Below are 17,692 nucleotides of genomic sequence, written 5' to 3' on the forward strand. Positions count from 1 at the left end.
CCGCCCGTGACCGCTGCCCGCGCCGTGGCCGGACCCCGCCGCGGCGCGGGCGGCGCGATCGTACGACTGATGATCCTTTCCCGGTTGTGGCCACGTCCGGGGGCCGCAGCGGCCATGATGGGCGCATGTCGGGCCGGGGAGAAGCAGAGCGGACGCACCACCCGAGCCCGGGGTTCCCGGACGAGTTCGCCCCGGACCCGCTGGAGGCCGCCTTCTTCGACCGCCTCTCGCACCCCGCCGTCGACGAGGTGCGGCTGCCGGCGACGGCGGAGTCGGCCGGCGAGGCGCGGCGGCTGACCCTCTCCGTGCTGGAGCTCTGGGGTCTGGTGCAGCAGCGGGAGGCCGCCGAGCAGCTCGTGGGCGAGCTGGTCGCCAACGCCGTACGGCACACCGGCGGCCGCACGGTGGGCGTGCGGTTCGCCCGCCGGCCGGGCTGCCTGCGCGTCGAGGTGCGGGACCCGTCGCGGGCGCTGCCGTGCCTGATCCGGGTGGAGGCCGACGCGGACTCCGGGCGGGGGCTGCAGCTGGTGGAGGCGATGTCCGACCGCTGGGGCGCCGACCTGCTGTCGCGGGGCAAGAGCGTCTGGTTCGAGCTGCGGGTGCGCGAGCGCTGAGGGGCCGAGGGACCGCCCGGGAGGCAGGACCGCCGGGGGGGCGGGAGGCGCCCGGAACGCATGCGGGCCCCCGTGCGCCGTGATGAGGCGGTGCGGGGGCCCTGCAGCTCACCGCGCAGGCCAGAGGGGGTGCGTGCCGTGCGGTGCGTGACGGCCGTGCCGGGTCGTGCGGAGGCCGTGGTCAACGGGTACCAGTGTCCCACAGGGTGGGACAGTCGGGCAAACCGTACGCCTGGCATTCAAAGGTGTGCATATCGATTCACCTTGTGTTCGTGAGCCTGTCGGGCTGCAGGCCTTGTTTGCGCCGGATCTTTGGCTCCGGAGTGTGCGTCCGCCCCCCGGTGCGGCCCTGCCCGCACGGCGTACGCCCCTCCCGGCGCGGCGTCCGTGCAGGGCCCGTGCGGCGTCCGTGCAGTGTCCGCGGGGAGGGTCCGGGCAGTCTCCCGGGGAATCTGCTAAACCGGTTCGGTTCACACCGTTGTCATCGTTCGGGTGCGCCTTTACGCTGAGTCCCGCGCCGAATGCCGTCGACCATTCGGGCAGCCGGAAGGGCGCCCTGCGCCCCGGCCCCGGGCGACGATGTCGCCGGTCGACACGGTGTCGAAGCCCCAGGCCGGAACAGGGGCAGAGCCCGGTCGCCGTGCTGTGCCGCGACCCCCGAACGGAATCCGCGAGATTCCTCCCGACAGGGGAGTCGTCCCATGAGAAAACGCATTGCGGGTGCCCTGGCGGCGCTTTTCGCACTCGTCGTCCCGATGCTCGCCGCCGCCCAGCCCGCGCACGCCGCGACCGGCCTCCACGTGAGCAACGGCCGTCTGGTGGAGGCCGGCGGCAGCGACTTCGTCATGCGCGGCGTCAGCCACGCGCACACCTGGTACCCCACCCACCTCAACGCCCTCGACGACATCAAGGCGCTCGGCGCCAACACCGTCCGGGTGGTGCTCTCCAGCGGGGACCTCTACACGAAGAACGACACGGCCGACGTCGCCAACATCGTCTCCCGGTGCAAGGCCGACCGCCTGATCTGCGTCCTGGAGGTCCACGACACCACCGGCTACGGCGAGAGCAGCGGTGCCGTCTCCCTGAGCCGGGCCGCCGACTACTGGGCCGGTGTGAAGAGCGCGCTGGACGGCCAGGAGAGCTACGTCGTCATCAACATCGGCAACGAGCCCTACGGCAACGCCAACACCGGCGCCTGGACCAACGACACCGCCGACGCGATCCGGAAGATGCGCGCCGCCGGCTTCCACCACACCCTCATGGTCGACGCGCCGAACTGGGGCCAGGACTGGTCCTTCACCATGCGCGACAACGCCCGCACGGTCTTCTCGGCCGACCCCGAGGCCAACACGGTCTTCTCGGTGCACATGTACGGCGTCTTCAACACCGCCGCCAAGGTGAGCGACTACCTCAACCGCTTCGTCTCGGCGAAACTGCCCATCGTGGTCGGCGAGTTCGGCTGGAAGCACACCGACGGCGACCCCGACGAGGACGCCATCATGTCCACCGCGCAGTCGCTGGGGCTCGGCTACCTGGGCTGGTCGTGGAGCGGCAACGGCGGCGGGGTCGAGTACCTCGACATGGCGACGGGCTTCGACGCCTCCCGGCTGACCAGCTGGGGCCAGCGGGTCTTCAACGGCGCCAACGGCATCCGGTCCACCGCGAAGGAGGCGTCCGTCTACAGCGGCACCGGCGGGGGCGGCACCGACACCACGCCGCCCACCGCGCCCGGCGCACCGGTCGTCACCGCCACCACGAGCAGCAGCGTCTCGCTCTCCTGGGGGGCCGCCACCGACGACACCGGCGTCGCCGGCTACGACGTCTACCGCGGCGGCGCCAAGGTCGGCAGCACCGCCGGCACCTCCTACACGGACACCGGCCTGACCGCCTCCACCGCCTACGCCTACACCGTGAAGGCCCGTGACGCGGCCGGCAACACCTCGCCCGCGTCCGCCGCCGTCACCGCCACCACCCAGGCGGGGAGCACGGGCGGCGGCGACTCCGGCTGCACCGCGTCCTTCCGCGTGGACAACCAGTGGAGCGGCGGCTTCATCGGCATCGTCACCGTCAAGAACACCGGCAGCGCGCCGACGAAGGGCTGGAAGGTCACCTGGACCTTCGGCGGCGACCAGAAGATCGTCAACTCCTGGAACGCCACGGTCGTGCAGAGCGGCGCGTCCGTCTCCGCCGCCAACGTCGACTACAACGCGTCGGTGGCGCCCGGGGCCTCGACCGACCTGGGCTTCCAGGCGAACGTGACCGGCCCGCCCGGCACGCTCACCCCGGTCTGCACCGCGGGCTGACCGCCCCCGCGCACGGCGGCCCTGGTGTCGGAAGGAGCCATCACCGTGCCAACCGGCTGATTCCCGGGCCGGTTTGCGCTATGTATGGACGAGCCGCAGTGCGAGCGGGGACCTGGGGGCGAGCGGAGGCGCAGTGGAAGCGGCGGAGACGGACCGGCTGGTCGAGTACTTCTTCTGCGACCCCCAGACCGCCCTGGGGCGCTACGGCACACCCGCCGGACGGAACGTCGCCGAGTGCGGCCACGAGCTGATCTCCGGTGCGCTGCACCGGTACGACCTCACCGACGGCGGCCAGTTCCCGGTGACGCTCCAGCTCTACCAGGGACTCTCCAACGTCGCGGGCCACCTGTGGGAACAGGAGGTCCGCGTGCTGCTGCGCGCGGCGGCCCTGCGGCACCCGGCACTCCCGGAGATCGTCACCGGCGGCTACCGGGATGCCGAGGCGACCCGTTCCAAGGGCTTCGATGTCAACGGATTCGCGTACGTGGTCACCAAGGGCGCTGTCGACAGCCTTGCCGACGGCGGCCTCCTGGACGACCTCCGGGGACAGCACGCGGTGGCGGTCAGGCAGTTCTTCTTCCTTGCGGACGCACTGTCCGTACTGCACGGACAGAAGATCGTGCACCGGAACCTGTGGCCCGGCAGCATCGACGTCCACCAGGACACCTCCATGCCCGTCGGTCCCGAGCGCCTGCAGCTGCGACTCTCCCGCTTCGAGATGAGCGCCCTCATCGGCAACCTGCTGCGGGCGACCGAGATGGACACCGAGCACGCCGCCGAGCAGGTCACCCGCCTCCTGCTCGGGCAGGACACCGAGGCGTTGGCCTACTGCGCCCCGGAGAGGCTCGCCTACCTCTTCCCGGTCCAGGGGACCGAGCCCGCCGACCACGCCAGTTCCGACGTCTTCAGCCTGGGCGCCACCGTCGCCGAGTGGTTCCTCCCCGAGAGGCCCGGTCCGGCGGCTCCCTCCGCCCCGGGAAGCGACCACCTGCTCGCCTGGGCGCGCAACCGGCACACGGCGCTGCGGGAAGCCCTCGCCGGCCACCCCGACCTTCCCGGCCCCCTGCGGACGCTCCTCACCGACATGCTCGCCCACCACCACCGCGAACGGCCCACCAGCTACGAGGTCGTGGAGCGGATCAGCAGCAACTACGAGGAGATATCGGGCCACTGGGCCCAGGTCTCGGATGTCCAGCTGCCCTACCTGATGGCCTTCCTCCCCGCCGAGTCCCGCCACACGCTGTACCACTGGGGATGGCTGACCCATGACCCGGAGTCCGAGGAAGGGCACCGGGAGCTCGCCGAGCTCATCGAGCAGGACCTGTGCGGGGCGCGCCTGGTCCACGCGCCCCACGGGGCCGTGCCCTACGTCGTTCCGGGGGACAAGCAGACCAAGCGGGAGGCCCAGCTGCTCCTGATCGGGGCGCGGGCGGCCTGGTTCTGCCAGCGCTACCGGCCGTTCAGTGCGCTCGGCACCGCGCTGGGCCCGCCCCGCGAGGACACCCTGGTGATCAAGTACACGGTGTCCCTCGACAGCTCCGCAGGCCGTTCGATTCTGGACGACGTCGCCCGGACCCGCTTCCACCGCACCATCCCCTCGGTCGAGGCCGTCGCCTACAACATCCACCCGGCGGAGTTCGCCAGGGCGCAGGCCGGCCGGCCCAAGTGGACCCCGCTCGTCGATGCGATCGCGCGGGCGGTGGTCGACTCGCCGACCGACCTGGTCTACGAGCAGGCCTTCGACTGGCTGCTGAGCTACCAGGAGGTGGAACTCCAGGCCCGTGAGTACGCCTACGAGGTCGACAAGGAGGACAGCGGAGCCCGCTACCTGACGCTGCGGCTGGACGCGGCGCGCGACGACGCCCGCAGGCACCGCAACGCCATGCTGACCTACTACTGCGAGGACCCGGCGCTCCGGCCGCCCCTCGGCGACTTCTTCGCCTCCTTCGCCTCCGAGGAGGGGGGCGACATCGAGGTCCTGGACGACCGCAACGGTGCTCCCCGGCGCCATCGCGACCGCCGGGTCCTCGTCAGCCTCGACGACCAGCTGGGCGAGCAGGCCATCCGGGTCCGCCTGCACTCCGACAGCGGCAGGCCCCCGGACCGGGGCTGGATCCGTCCCGCGGGGGATCTCGGGAGCTGGGTCGCCTACCGCCGCCAGCTGCACGCGCGCTGGAAGCTCCTGGGAAACAAGGTGCTCCTCCAGCAGCTCCAGAGCCCGACGACGATCAAGGGGCTTCCGGAGCGCTGGAAGGACGCGGGCACCGGCCTGGTGGGGGGCGAGGTGGTGACCGACATGCTGGTGTCGCAGCCGTTCTTCGCCCTCCAGGGGCCCCCCGGCACCGGCAAGACCGAGATGACCGCGAGAGCGGTCATCGCCTACCTCCGGCAGGAGCCCGCTGCCCGGGTGATGGTCTCGGCCCAGTCCAACTGGGCCCTGGACAACCTGGCCGCCCGGATCCTGGAGCGGCTCGCCCCGGAGGACGAGCAGCAGGGGGAGGCCGGTGGGAAGGACGCGCCGGAGAACCGTCCGCTCGACGCGCTCACCGTGGGCGACATCATCGCGCTGCGTGTCACCACGAGTTCCTCCGCCGACCGCGTGGACGACCGCCTGCGCCCCTTCCGTCCCGCAGAGCTCGCCGAGGCGCGTTCCGAGGCCCTCCAGAAGTACGCCGTCAGGGCGCAGAAGGAGGCCGGCCGGGACAGCCGGGAGCTGCAGCTGCTCAAGGAGTGGGAGAAGGTGGCGAAGGGGGCCGTGCCCGAACTCACGGACCGCATCCGGCGCTCCGCCAACCTCGTCTTCGCGACCTGCTCGTCCGCCGACCCGGAGCACATGTCGGTCACCGGCAACGAGGAGCCGTTCGACTGGGTGCTGATCGAGGAGGCTGCCAAGGCGTGGCCCACCGAGATCGCCATCCCCCTCGCCCAGGGCCTGCGATGGACCCTGATCGGCGATCACCACCAGCTCCCGGCCCACCGCAGACAGGACGTCGAACGCTTCCTGCACGACTCCGCCGACCACCCCGACCCCGCTCTGGCCCTGCACGGTTCCCGCAGTGCCGAGTACCTGCGCGTCTTCAACATGTTCGGCAGCCTCTTCGACCGGCCGGCCGCCGGCACCGACCGGGCCGACGGCTCCCTGTCCCGGCCCGTACGCACGCTCAGCACGCAGTTCCGGATGAACCGGCCCATCGGGAACCTGATCAGCCGGGTCTTCTACCCTGATCCCGAGGACCCCGGGGGCGAGGGGCTCATCCGCACCGGGAAGGCCGACGAGCCGCACGGCTACGGTGCGCCGGAATGGCTGGGCGACGCGTCGCTCGTCTGGCTGGACACGCACGCCCTGACCGGCTGCGAGGACGAGCCCGCCTGGAAGAACCGCGGTGAGGTCGAGGTCGTGTCCGAGCTGGTGTCCCGGCTCAGCCCGCGTCCCCAGCCGCGTCGCGATGGCGGGGGCCACGACGCCCTGGCCGTGCTCGCCCCGTACCGGCAGCAGACCGATCTGCTGCGCGCCCGAAGCGATTTGGCCCCTTTCGTCCACACCGTCCACGCCTACCAGGGGCGGGAGGCCGAGGCGGTCGTCGTCTCCCTGGTCCGGGACCGCAACCGGAGCGAGGCGAAGGACCAGCCGTGGAAGAACCTGGGCCACCTGGTCCAGCCCGATCTGGTCAACGTGATGTGCTCGCGCGCTCGGCGACTTCTGGTCATGGTCGGCGACCTCGAGCATTTCGCGGGCAGCGGGGTGGAGTTCTGGGCGCAGGTCTGCGATGCGTTCCGGCAGTACGGCCTGGTCCTGCCGGCCGGGCGGGCGTTCGGTGACTGAGCGCCGCGGCACGGCAGGTCCGATCGGCGCACGGGGGACGGGGGAGGAGCACGGATGGGCAACCTGACGGTCAGTGTGCGGTGCGTGGTGGTGCCGGTCAGGGTCACGCTGGGCTACGGCCGGTTCGTCTCCCCGATCGAACAGATCGTCCTGAAGAAGCTCACGCTCCACGAGGCCGACGGCCTCGACGAGCCGGCCGTCTACGGAGCCGACGAACTGGCCCGCAGCCTCGGCCTCGGTCAGCGCCTCACCCTCGACATCATCTCCGACCTGTGGCACAAGAACTACATCACCCTGGACCTCGCCCGGGGCGTGGTACGGGCCGCGGACCACGTCCGGCGCCGCGCGGCGCAGGGGACGCTGCACGAACTGGAGGGCGCCGAGGTCCACAGCGTCGAGTACCCCCTGATGGTGGACTCCCTGACCGGCACCCTCATGCCGGTCAACGGCTCCCCCCGACCGCAGGAGGGCCACCACGTCGTCCCGGTGCTCGACCGCTGGGCCACGGACGACACGTTCACCCAGGCCGAGCTGGCCGACGCCCTCCACGAGCACCTGCGCCAGGAGCGCCGCCAGGAGCGCCGCCAGGGCGCACAGGGCCGGGAGCAGCGCGTGCTCACCGCCCAGCTCGTCCCCGCCGACCTCCGTCCGCCGCCGCAGAACCGCTGGCTGCCCCTGAGCATCACCGTGGGGTGGGACAACGACGCCCAGAAGATCCGCCTCTTCTCCGACGACCCGGCATTTCCCACCGAGAGCCGGCTGCGCGCCCTCAGCCGGATCGCCGAGCTGCTGGAGACCCTGCCGGAGAACGCCTTCGCCACCCAGGTACGCCGTGCCGCCAACAGCCAGTTCGTCGAGGCCCCGTCCCTGGAGACGGCCCTGGAGCGACTGGAGGAGGCGGCGGCCGGGGTCTCCGGATCCGCCCCCGGGACACAGCATGCCCGGCACAACGAACTCGCCAGGCAGAGCCGCCAGGTGACGGAACTGCTTCGGCTGCGGGTCGCCTCCGAGGTCCGCACCCGCGTCGTGGTCGACCCGGACGACCACCGCGAGACCGTCGTCGAGCTGATCGAACGCGCGCGCCGGCAGATCGTCCTCGCCTGCCCCTCCGTCGGCTACGAGCCCCTCTACGCCTTCTCCGAGCACCTGCGCCAGGCGCTGGCCAGGGGCGTCCACGTTGTCCTGCTGTGGGGGGAGAGGCACGGGGACGAGGTCTCGGAGAAGGTGCGCAACCTCCTCAACGACCTGCGGCGGGCGGGCCGCGGCAAGCTCGTATGGACCTACCGTCCCAGCCGGACCCATGCCTGCCTGGCGGTCTGCGACGACCGGGCCGCGCTGGTGACGGGCCACCGCTTCCTGAGCCCTCCACCGCCCCGGCACGGCAGGGAGGGCCGCGACCGGCAGAACCGCGCCCTGCAGGTCGGTGTGCGGGTCGAGGCCCCGACTTCCGGCCCCTGCGATCCCGTGGAAGGGCTCCTGCGCTGGGCCAGGACCGCAGTGCCCGACTACTCGGTCGGCCAGAAGGTCCACATCCGGCACAGCGACTTCACGGAGGCCGCGGGTACCGAAGGCGCGAGCACCGCGTCCGGTGGGGAGCCGCCCGGTGACGCAGCGAGGCAGGGGGAGGCCGAGGAGGAGCGGTCCTCCTCCTGGGAGCCCCTGCTTCCCGGGCTCCCCGCCGAACCCGCCGTGCCCGCCGACGGCGCGCCGCCCTCTGCGGCGGTGACGGCGGTGTGGGGCCAGGCATGGGTCGAGTATGCGGCCGCCCTGCGCCGACAGCTCGAGGCCCGCACACTGCCGTGGGCCATGGTCCAGGTGGACGGGGCGCACCGTGAGACCCTGTGGCAGGCACTGCGCCACAGCCGCTCCCGACTGCTGCTGTCGGGTGCCCGGGTCGGCCCGGACGCCTTCGACTTCCGCGCGTCCGCGGCCCTGGAGAAGCTGCTCCGGGCGGGTGTCCGGGTGACCGTCGCCCACGGCCGGCCCACCGAGTCGACCGGCGTCGCCGAAGGCCCCCGCCGCCTGCTGGCCGGCCTGAAGGCGGCCTTCGCCGACCGTGGTCTCCAGGTCGTCCAGCAGGCGACCAACGCCCGTCTGATGGTGAGCGACGACGAGGCGCTGGTCGGCAGCTTCGACCTGCTCTCCCTCGGCAGCCAGGCTCCCGGTCTCTCCCACAAGCGTCCCAGCGAGATCGGTCTCAGGCTGATCGACCGGCGCACAGCCGACCAGCTGGTCGATGCCGTGCACGGTGCCCCGCAGCGCGACGCGCCGGATTCGGTGGAGAGCAGCCCGCCCACGGCCGCCAAGGCCGAGGCGGCGGCACCGGACATGGCCGGCCGCGCCCAGCGCCTGCTCAACACCGTGGCGGAGGAGGCCCCGTCCGGAGACCCGGCCGCCGTTGCGGCACTGGCCCGTGACTGCGTCGAGCAGCTCGCAACCCAGGGGGGCGACGCCGTGTGGGCCCTGCTCGACACCCTGAGGCGGCACGACGCCTACCGCCCGGTGCTGCGTCCGGCGGCCGCGTACGCGAGCGGACGGTTCGCCGGGAGCCCCGAGGCCCGGACCTGGCGCCGCTGGCTGATGCGCGACTGCTGGGAGCGCGGCATGTTCGTCGAGGCCGTGGTGCTGCGTGCAGCCATCCCCGGGGACCACACCCGCCCCCGCCTGCCGCTGTCGCTGGTGGCGGCCGCTCGCGGCGGCGCCCACTTCGACGAAGCGGTGCTGGAGGCCGCCCTCGACGTCGAGGACAGCCTGAAGCGGTCCAGACCCTGGGCCGGTGCCGAGGCCGCCGCCCTGGTCTCGCTGTGTGTGGCGGAGATCCTGACCGCGGAACGGGGAGATGCCGCCGCGGAGGCCCTGGACCTGCTGGAGCAGTACCTCGCCGAACCCTGGAGGGCCCTCTCCCGGCTCGGCCGGGACCACTGGGGCGACAGCGCCCTCGGCCCGGTGCCCGTGGCCGAGATCCGGGCCCAGGCGGACCGCGCCCGGCACCGGACGGAGGTCGACCGGGCGTGGGAGGAACTGTCCCGGCGCCACGGCCGCGCGGCCCAGGTCACCTTCCGCTTCCAGTCCGGCACCCGCACCCATGCCCGGCTCTTCGGCCCCGACGGCGACTTCGGCTGCCTCAAGGGCCCGATCGACGCCAGGGACGGCGAAGCCGTACGGCAGTGGCTGGCCGCCCATCCGGCCTCCGACGTCGACCGGGTCCTGGACCGTGCCACCCGTTCGGTGGGGGCCACGCACGAGCTTCGGCTGATGGCCAACAACCAGCGTCTCAACTTCGTCGCCAGGCTCGTCGAGGTCGCCGAGGGCGCCGCCGACCTTGTGGCGCTCCTGAACGCGGACAGCCCGGCAGGCACCCGCAGGCTTGCCGGGCACGCTCCCGTGGCCCGCGCGCTGTCCTCGCTGCTGCCCCGGGTGGTTGCCGCGGCGGAGGACCTGGACGGCCCCGAGCCGCTGCTCGCCCGGGACGTGCTCGCCCGACTGTCCGACATCGCCGCCTGGGGGGGATCCATATGACCGCAGCGCAGGAGCAGCCCGAGGTCCCCGCCGTCCCCCGCGACCTGGTGGCCCACTGGGCCGGGCGATGGCGCTACCCGTCCTTGCTGGCCCTGCTCAGCCGCACGGGCGAGGATGCGGCGCTCGGAGCCGACGCGGCGGCGGACGCGGTCGCCGACGGACTTGCTCGCCCGATGGGGCTCCCCGAGCACGCGGCATCGGCGCTCATCGAGCGGGGCGAGTTCGCAGCGGCCCGGCAGGTGCCCGGCTGGGTTGACGCGGAGGGCGCCGTCGAGGCGGCCGTCGCCGAGGCCAGGGCCCGGCTCGGGCGCCGTCTCGACCGGTTGGCCCGCCGGGCGGTCCGCGCCGGCCTCGCCGACCGACCACCGGAGGGGCTGGAGCCGCTGCTGGAGGTCCGGTCGGCGGACGCCGACGCGGTCCTCGCCGACTGGCAGGGGCGCCTGGAGCAGGCCGAGAGGCGCCGGGTCGCCGAACTGGATGACCGGCTCTGCGCTGCGGTGGAGGAGGACGGCTGGACCTCGGGCGGGACCGACGCGCCCGGTCAGGCCTGCGCCGACTGGGAGCAGGCCGTACGGAACTGCCTGCGCCAGGGTGAACTCGCCGCCGCCGAAAGGCTGCTGGACGCAGGTCCCTCCCCGGATGCCGTCGGCGGACCGCTCACCGTGCCCGGCCAGCGGATCTGGCCGTGGGCGGACGTGCCCGTGCGCGAGGTTTTGGCGTGGTACGCCGGCTCGGTGGGCGCCCGCCCGGAGTTCGGCAGCCAGTGGCTGCCGGACGACGAGTCCGGCACCGCGCTGGTGGCGGCACTCGCAGAGCTGCACCTGAACGTGTCGGCCGAGACTGTGCGCGGCTTCGCCAACGCCCTCGACACCCATCTCGGAGCCGACGCCGCCCGGCACCAGGTGGAGGAGTACGGAGGCGGATTCGTCACCTGGCTCTCGGGTGTCGCCGACTACCAGCGCATCCCGCAACTCGCCCTGCCTCGCAAGCTCCGGCTGTACGTGGGCCCGGACGGCTGGTCGCCCGAGGTCCCGGAGAAGGACCGGCCGGCGGCCTGGCTGGTTCTGCGCATGCAGGCCACGGCCCGGCAGCGGGAGCTCGTCCCGCCGGGCGTGGCGGTTCTCGACGTCCGTACGGTGCTCCAGCTCGCCGCCCCGGACCGCCACGGCCGGGCCACCTCACGAGGCCACCGCACGGTCAACCTGCTGCGGTCCATGGGCCGGGGCCTGCGGGTCGTGGACATCGTCGGCCGGCAGCCGCTGCCGGACGACCGCTCCGGTCCCGCCGCCCATCCGCACGAGGAGCACGAGGACCTCGCCTGGTGGCTGGACCTGCTCGGCGTCCGTTCCACCGATGCCGCCGTCGACATGCTCCTGTACGACACCGACGGCCATCCTGTGGCGCTGCGGGCCGCGCTGGCAGGGCTGATACCGGACACCGACCGGCCCTACGAGCTGACGTCCGAGGCGCTGGAGGAGTGGCGCGCCGACCCCGACGCCCAGGCGGCCTTCCACGACACGGTGGTGGAGCAGTCGTTCCTCGGCTCCGACCGTGAGGCGGCCGCTGCACTGCGCTCGGTCCTGCTGCTCGTCCGCGGTGAGCCCGACCTGGCCCTGTCGCCCGAGGACGTCGCGGCGGTCCTCGGTCCGTCCGCGTCCACGGCGGGAAGCCTGCCGATGGAACTGGGTGCCGCCCTCTCCCGGGTCGCGGCCGCCGGCTTCCTGCGCCAGGACCCGGGGAGCGGCCGGTACCGCTGGAACGGGCCCGGTCTGGCGGCCCTCCTCACCGGCCCCGACCCGCGTCGTGTCGAGTCCCTCCTCGACCAGGACCTGCGGGAGCTCTACGACCGTCGGGACCGGAGCGAGGAGAGCGCGGTGCTCGGCCTGCTGGAGGTGCGCGAGTCGTACGCGCACACGAGGGTCAACCGGCTGGCCGGAGCGGCCGACGCCATCAGGCGCACGCTGGAGCGCGACGACCTCTCGGAGGGGGGGCGCGCCAACCTGCACGGTGCACTGCGGGCCGTGGAGGAGAGCCAGCTGGCGGAGGCGCGGGCCCGGGACCCCAAGCGCCTGTACGACGACCTGAACACCAAGGAGCCTCTGGACCTGCGGTCCGAACTCGAGAGCCACTGCCTGGGACTGCTGGCCGAGGCGCCGCCCGGCGTCGCCGTCGACTTCGTCCCGGGCACCGACCGGGAGGTGGTCGTCTGGGCCAGCCATCAGCTCCTCAAGATGGCTGTGGGCAACCTCCTCGACAACGCGCTCCGTGAGGTCGGGACCGACGGAAGGATCCGGGTCACCCTCGGCCTCCTGCCGCGCGGACGCGGGGGAGCCGGCAGCCCCGTCGCCCGGATCGACGTGGAGGACAGCGGGCCGGGGGTGGCCGAGTGCTGGCTGCCCTTCCTCAACGGGCTGGTGGGCGGCCCTCCGCCGACCGCGCCTAAGGGCAGCGGCCGGGGGGTCGCCTTCGCGCGGAACTTCATCGTGGACCACAACGGCACCCTCCGGTTCCTGGGGCGCTCGCACGAGCTCCGCGGAGCCCACGTGCGCATCGAACTGCCGGTCACCGGGGCCCCGGCCGGCTGAGATCAGCCCGGGCCCAGCATGCGGTCGACCGCCTCCCGGACGTGGAGGCTGTCGAAGGTGCCGTCCGTCCGGTCGGCCTTCGTGCAGATCCCGGACAGCCCGAAGCGCTCGGTGAGGTGCCGGTAGTTCTGCTCGACGTCGCCGCTCAGGAAGTACGCGGTGATGAGGATCCTCGGGATCCTGCGCTTCTGGAGGTCCATCAGGGCGTGGAAGCCGTGGTTGTCGTCGTTGCGCGGGGTCAGGTGGCGGTCGACCAGGGCACCGTGGAACTGGGGCGGATCGCCGGCCATGAGCCGGTGGTACTCGTCCAGGTTTCTGACCGTGGTGATGTCGCAGTCCCCGAACAGGGTCTCCAGCAGCCGGCACATCTGCTCGTCGTCCTCGACGATCAGCAGCCGCCGCCGTGCCCTGGCCCTCCGCCCCGGGTAAAGGGCGTCCGCGCGCCCCACGGCCGGGTCGTGTCCGAACCGGTCCGCGAACACGGCCCAGCCCTCCACCTCCACACCCTGCCGGAACAGCGCCGACACGGCGTCCACCAGCTGCCGCCGTGCCCTGACCGCCGCGTTCCAGTGCCTGTCCTCGACCAGGTGGTGCACCTGGAGCGGATCCCCGCGCCACATCGCGAGCAGGCGGGCCACCTCGCCGGTGTCCGGTGCTCCTCCCAGGGCCGCGACCCGGCCCGGGAATTCGAGCACGTCCAGGCGGAGGAGGTCCTTCGGCAGCCGGTAGCCGCTCGAAGCCGACCTGGGGATCTCGACCCCGTGCCTCCTGAGGACCGCGTTCACCTTGCCGACATGGGTGTACACCGCGCCGGAGGACCCCCGGCGCGGCAGCATGTCCCTGATGCTCTCGCAGGACACCAGTTGCCCCTGCATGAAGAGCAGCCGCAGCAGGATGGCCGCTCCCACCCCGACGAGCGGCGTCCGCCCCCCGGCGGAGCTCTCCACGACCAGTTCACCGAGCGCGCTGACGTACGGCCTGTCCTGCTCCGGAACCCCGTCCCCCATGGCCTCATGCTAGAGCGCGGTACGGCGGACCGGGCAGGGACGGGTGCATCCGAGGCGCCCGGCCCCTGCGCGGGAGCAAGGCTCCCGGACACCCGGGCGACGGGCGCGGGCCTGCCCGGTCCGGACCGGTTTACCGCTCGCCTCCGCGGGCACGTCCGGACCTTCCGCGCCACGGGGCGGCGAGCCCTGCTGCGGCGCACTCCCGGGGCATGTCCCGCTGGAGCGGGAGGGGCTGTCTGAACCGTACCTGAACCAAAGTCAGCAACCCTTCCTGCCGGACGGGTTCAAGTTCAGGGCGAAGCCCATGGGGCGGCTGAGGACTACCCGGTTCCCTGGGTTCCACGGGCACCCGGCCCGCAGGCCCAGGAAGGGCCGAGCCTCCCCGCAGGAGTGAGTTACATGCCCACCACGTCCGTAAAGACCTGTGCCGCCGTCGGCACCGGCTCCGTCACCGCCCACGTCGCCGGCCTTTCCCCGCTCCAGGCCCTCGCCGTCGGCATCGCCGTCCTGGCCGCCGCCGTGCTGCTCAAGCTGCTCGTCCTGGAGTGGTTCTCCCGGAAGGGCGAGGGAGTGCGCAGCGACGTGCTGAAGTTCGCCTCCATGCTGTTCCTCGGCCGGGAGGCCGCCTCCGCCCCCGACGTGCCGGCGTCCCGGAAGCGCAGAGCACGCAGGCGCCGCCCCAGGTGACCGGCCGGCACGGCCCCGGAGGGCGAGGACGCCTCCGGGGCTCCGTGGGGCGGGCGTGGTCCCGGCGCCGGTGGCGTCACGGTCGCGTGCGCCCCCGCCGGTGCTCCTCCTTCGCCCGGCCGGGGCGCCCCGGCCGGGCGAAGGAGGAGCACCGGCCGTGGCGGACCGGAACGCGCGGTCGGCACCCGCCCCGTCAGCACTCGATGACGTTGACCGCGAGGCCGCCGCGCGAGGTCTCCTTGTACTTGACCTTCATGTCGGCGCCGGTCTCCTTCATGGTCTTGATCGCCTTGTCGAGGGAGACGTGGTGGCGGCCGTCGCCGCGCAGCGCCATCCGGGCCGCCGTGACGGCCTTCACCGACGCCATGCCGTTGCGCTCGATGCACGGGATCTGGACCAGTCCGCCCACCGGGTCGCAGGTCAGCCCGAGGTTGTGCTCGATGCCGATCTCGGCCGCGTTCTCCACCTGCTCCGGGGTGCCGCCCAGCACCTCGGCCAGGCCGCCCGCCGCCATCGAGCAGGCCGAGCCGACCTCGCCCTGGCAGCCGACCTCGGCGCCGGAGATCGAGGCGTTCTCCTTGAAGAGCATGCCGATGGCGCCCGCCGCCAGCATGAAGCGGACCACGCCGTCCTCGTCCGCCCCCGGGACGAAGTTCATGTAGTAGTGCAGCACGGCCGGCACGATCCCGGCGGCGCCGTTGGTGGGCGCGGTGACGACCCGGCCGCCCGCCGCGTTCTCCTCGTTGACGGCCATCGCGTAGAGGGTGACCCACTCCATCGCGTTGGCCGGGCCGATCCCCTCGGCGCGCAGCGCGCGGGCGGCGGTGGCGGCCCGGCGGCGGACCTTCAGCCCGCCCGGCAGGATGCCCTCGCGGGTCATCCCGGCCCGCACGCACTCCTGCATCACGCCCCAGATCTCCAGCAGCCCGGCCCGGATCTCGGCCTCGCTGCGCCAGGCCCTCTCGTTCTCCAGCATCAGCGCGGAGATCGACAGCCCGGTGGTGCGGGTCAGGTGCAGCAGCTCCTCGCCGGTGCGGAACGGGTGGCGCAGCACGGTGTCGTCGGGCTTGACCCGGTCGGCGCCGATGGCGTCCTCGTCCACGACGAAGCCGCCGCCGACCGAGTAGTAGGTCTTCTCCAGCACCGGCACCCCGGCCTCGTCGTACGCGCACAGGGTCATGCCGTTGGCGTGGTACGGCAGTGAGCGGCGGCGGTGCAGGATCAGCTGGCGGTCCGGGTCGAAGGCGATCTCGTGGGCGCCCAGCAGGCTGAGGCGGCCGGTCGCCCGGATCCGCTCCACGCTCTGCCCGGCCGCCTCGACGTCCACGGTGCGCGGGGAGTGGCCCTCCAGGCCGAGCAGCACCGCCTTGGGCGTGCCGTGACCGTGGCCGGTGGCGCCGAGCGAGCCGAAGAGCTCGGCGCGCACGGAGGCGGTGCGGACCAGCAGCCCCTCGGACTTCAGCCGCCGGGCGAACATCCGGGCGGCGCGCATCGGGCCGACCGTGTGGGAACTGGACGGGCCGATGCCGATGGAGAAGAGGTCGAAGACGCTGATGGCCACGGTGGAACCGACTCCCGGGGGCCCCACGGCGGTGTGGGGCGGGTTCGGGTCCGCACGGTCCTCCCCGGGGGTGCCGGGGGAGGGGTCGCGCGGACGGGGGAAAGCGAACGGGGCGGGCGGACGGGTCGCGTCCGCCCGCCCCCAGTGTCACCCGGAGGGCCGGGCCCTCCAAAAGGCGGGTGCCCCGGAGGGGCGGCGGCCTCCGCGCGGGGCGGCGCGCGCCGCCCCGCGCGGAGACCGCCCGGGCCGGGGTCCCCGGCCCGGGCTGCGGGTCAGAGCCCCGGGTAGAGGGGGTGCTTCGCGGCCAGCGCGGCGACGCGGGCCTTCAGCTCCTCGGCCCGCGCCTCGTCGAAGCCCGGCTTGAGGGCCTCGGCGATGATGTCGGCGACCTCGCGGAAGTCCTCGGCGCCGAAGCCGCGGGTGGCCAGCGCCGGGGTGCCGATCCGCAGGCCGGAGGTGACCATCGGCGGGCGCGGGTCGAAGGGCACCGCGTTGCGGTTGACGGTGATGCCGACCTCGTGGAGCCGGTCCTCGGCCTGACGGCCGTCCAGCTCGCTGCTGCGCAGGTCCACGAGGACCAGGTGGACGTCGGTGCCGCCGGAGAGGACGGCCACGCCCGCCTCGGCGGCGTCGGCGCGGCCCAGGCGCTCGGCGAGGATCGCCGCGCCCTCCAGGGTGCGCTGCTGGCGCTCCTTGAACTCCTCCGAGGCCGCGACCTTGAAGGCGACCGCCTTGGCGGCGATCACGTGCTCCAGCGGGCCGCCCTGCTGGCCGGGGAAGACCGCGGAGTTGATCTTCTTGGCGAGTTCGGCCTTGGAGAGGATCACACCGCCGCGCGGGCCGCCCAGGGTCTTGTGGGTGGTGGTGGTCACCACGTCCGCGTAGGGCACCGGCGAGGGGTGCAGACCCGCGGCCACCAGGCCGGCGAAGTGGGCCATGTCCACCATCAGGTAGGCGCCGACCTCGTCCGCGATCCGGCGGAAGGCGGCGAAGTCCAGCTGCCGCGGGTACGCGGACCAGCCGGCCACGATCAGCTTCGGCCGGTGCTCCTTCGCCAGGCGCTCCACCTCGTCCATGTCGACCAGGCTGGTCTGCTCGTCGACGTGGTACGCCACCACGTTGTAGAGCTTGCCGGAGAAGTTGAGCCGCATGCCGTGGGTCAGGTGGCCGCCGTGCGCCAGGTCCAGGCCCAGGATGGTGTCGCCCGGCTGGAGCAGGGCGAACATCGCGGCGGCGTTGGCCTGCGCGCCGGAGTGCGGCTGCACGTTGGCGGCCTCGGCGCCGAACAGCTCCTTGATGCGGTCGATCGCGATCTGCTCGACCGTGTCGACGTGCTCGCAGCCGCCGTAGTAGCGGCGGCCGGGGTAGCCCTCGGCGTACTTGTTGGTGAGGACCGAGCCCTGCGCCTCCATGACCGCCACCGGGGCGAAGTTCTCGGAGGCGATCATCTCGAGGGTGGTCTGCTGGCGGGTGAGCTCGGCGTCGACCGCGGCGGCGACCTCGGGGTCGAGGGCGTGCAGGGACTGGTTGAGAACCGTCATCAGGGGTCTTCCGGTGAAAGGGCGGGCGGGGAGACCGGGGCGGCCGCAGCGC

At 73.1% G+C, this 17,692-nt stretch carries 9 protein-coding genes; 6 read left to right on the forward strand and 3 right to left on the reverse strand.

Annotation, left to right across the window (positions count from 1 at the left end):
- Window positions 1-125: 125 nt before the first annotated feature.
- From LO771_RS11560 to LO771_RS11580, 5 genes are all read left to right on the forward strand, one after another.
- Window positions 126-614: an ATP-binding protein gene (locus tag LO771_RS11560; RefSeq protein ID WP_230650838.1), complete on the forward strand. Its 489-nt coding sequence runs from the start codon at window positions 126-128 to the stop codon at window positions 612-614.
- Between the two features lie 701 nt (window positions 615-1,315).
- Window positions 1,316-2,917 carry a cellulase family glycosylhydrolase gene (locus LO771_RS11565; RefSeq protein ID WP_230650842.1) on the forward strand — a complete coding sequence of 534 codons (1,602 nt, stop codon included), beginning with the start codon at window positions 1,316-1,318 and terminating at the stop codon, window positions 2,915-2,917.
- A gap of 133 nt (window positions 2,918-3,050) precedes the next feature.
- Window positions 3,051-6,740, forward strand: coding sequence for an AAA domain-containing protein (locus LO771_RS31315; protein WP_230650845.1), 3,690 nt, complete (start codon window positions 3,051-3,053; stop codon window positions 6,738-6,740).
- Window positions 6,741-6,794: 54 nt separating this feature from the next.
- Window positions 6,795-10,259, forward strand: a complete 3,465-nt coding sequence (locus tag LO771_RS11575) for a hypothetical protein (RefSeq protein WP_230650848.1) — start codon at window positions 6,795-6,797, stop codon at window positions 10,257-10,259.
- Window positions 10,256-12,844 carry a sensor histidine kinase gene (locus tag LO771_RS11580; RefSeq protein WP_230650851.1) on the forward strand — a complete coding sequence of 863 codons (2,589 nt, stop codon included), beginning with the start codon at window positions 10,256-10,258 and terminating at the stop codon, window positions 12,842-12,844. The genes LO771_RS11575 and LO771_RS11580 overlap by 4 nt, the downstream gene beginning before the upstream one ends.
- A 2-nt stretch (window positions 12,845-12,846) precedes the next feature.
- On the opposite strand, the gene LO771_RS11585 is transcribed toward LO771_RS11580, so the two are convergent.
- On the reverse strand, window positions 12,847-13,851 hold the full coding sequence (locus tag LO771_RS11585) for a hypothetical protein (protein ID WP_230650855.1): 1,005 nt from the start codon (window positions 13,849-13,851) through the stop codon (window positions 12,847-12,849).
- Between the two features lie 399 nt (window positions 13,852-14,250).
- Between LO771_RS11585 and LO771_RS11590 the strand changes: the two genes are divergently transcribed.
- Complete coding sequence (locus LO771_RS11590; protein ID WP_230650857.1) at window positions 14,251-14,538, forward strand: hypothetical protein; 288 nt, start codon at window positions 14,251-14,253, stop codon at window positions 14,536-14,538.
- Window positions 14,539-14,731: 193 nt separating this feature from the next.
- On the opposite strand, the gene LO771_RS11595 is transcribed toward LO771_RS11590, so the two are convergent.
- Both LO771_RS11595 and glyA read right to left on the reverse strand, forming a co-directional pair.
- Window positions 14,732-16,099, reverse strand: coding sequence for an L-serine ammonia-lyase (locus tag LO771_RS11595; protein WP_230650861.1), 1,368 nt, complete (start codon window positions 16,097-16,099; stop codon window positions 14,732-14,734).
- Window positions 16,100-16,371: 272 nt separating this feature from the next.
- A complete protein-coding gene (glyA, locus tag LO771_RS11600; protein WP_230650864.1) occupies window positions 16,372-17,640 on the reverse strand; it encodes a serine hydroxymethyltransferase in 1,269 nt (422 codons plus the stop codon).
- Between the last annotated feature and the right edge of the window lie 52 nt (window positions 17,641-17,692).

Origin of the sequence: Streptacidiphilus sp. ASG 303 (assembly GCF_020991365.1) — a bacterium.
Lineage (GTDB): Bacteria > Actinomycetota > Actinomycetes > Streptomycetales > Streptomycetaceae > Peterkaempfera.

Coding starts and splice junctions, on each gene's coding strand:
- LO771_RS11560 (WP_230650838.1), top strand. CDS start 126: ATGTCGGGCCGGGGAGAAGCAGAGCGGACGCACCACCCGAGCCCGGGG.
- LO771_RS11565 (WP_230650842.1), top strand. CDS start 1,316: ATGAGAAAACGCATTGCGGGTGCCCTGGCGGCGCTTTTCGCACTCGTC.
- LO771_RS11575 (WP_230650848.1), top strand. CDS start 6,795: ATGGGCAACCTGACGGTCAGTGTGCGGTGCGTGGTGGTGCCGGTCAGG.
- LO771_RS11580 (WP_230650851.1), top strand. CDS start 10,256: ATGACCGCAGCGCAGGAGCAGCCCGAGGTCCCCGCCGTCCCCCGCGAC.
- LO771_RS11585 (WP_230650855.1), bottom strand. CDS start 13,851: ATGGGGGACGGGGTTCCGGAGCAGGACAGGCCGTACGTCAGCGCGCTC.
- LO771_RS11590 (WP_230650857.1), top strand. CDS start 14,251: ATGCCCACCACGTCCGTAAAGACCTGTGCCGCCGTCGGCACCGGCTCC.
- glyA (WP_230650864.1), bottom strand. CDS start 17,640: ATGACGGTTCTCAACCAGTCCCTGCACGCCCTCGACCCCGAGGTCGCC.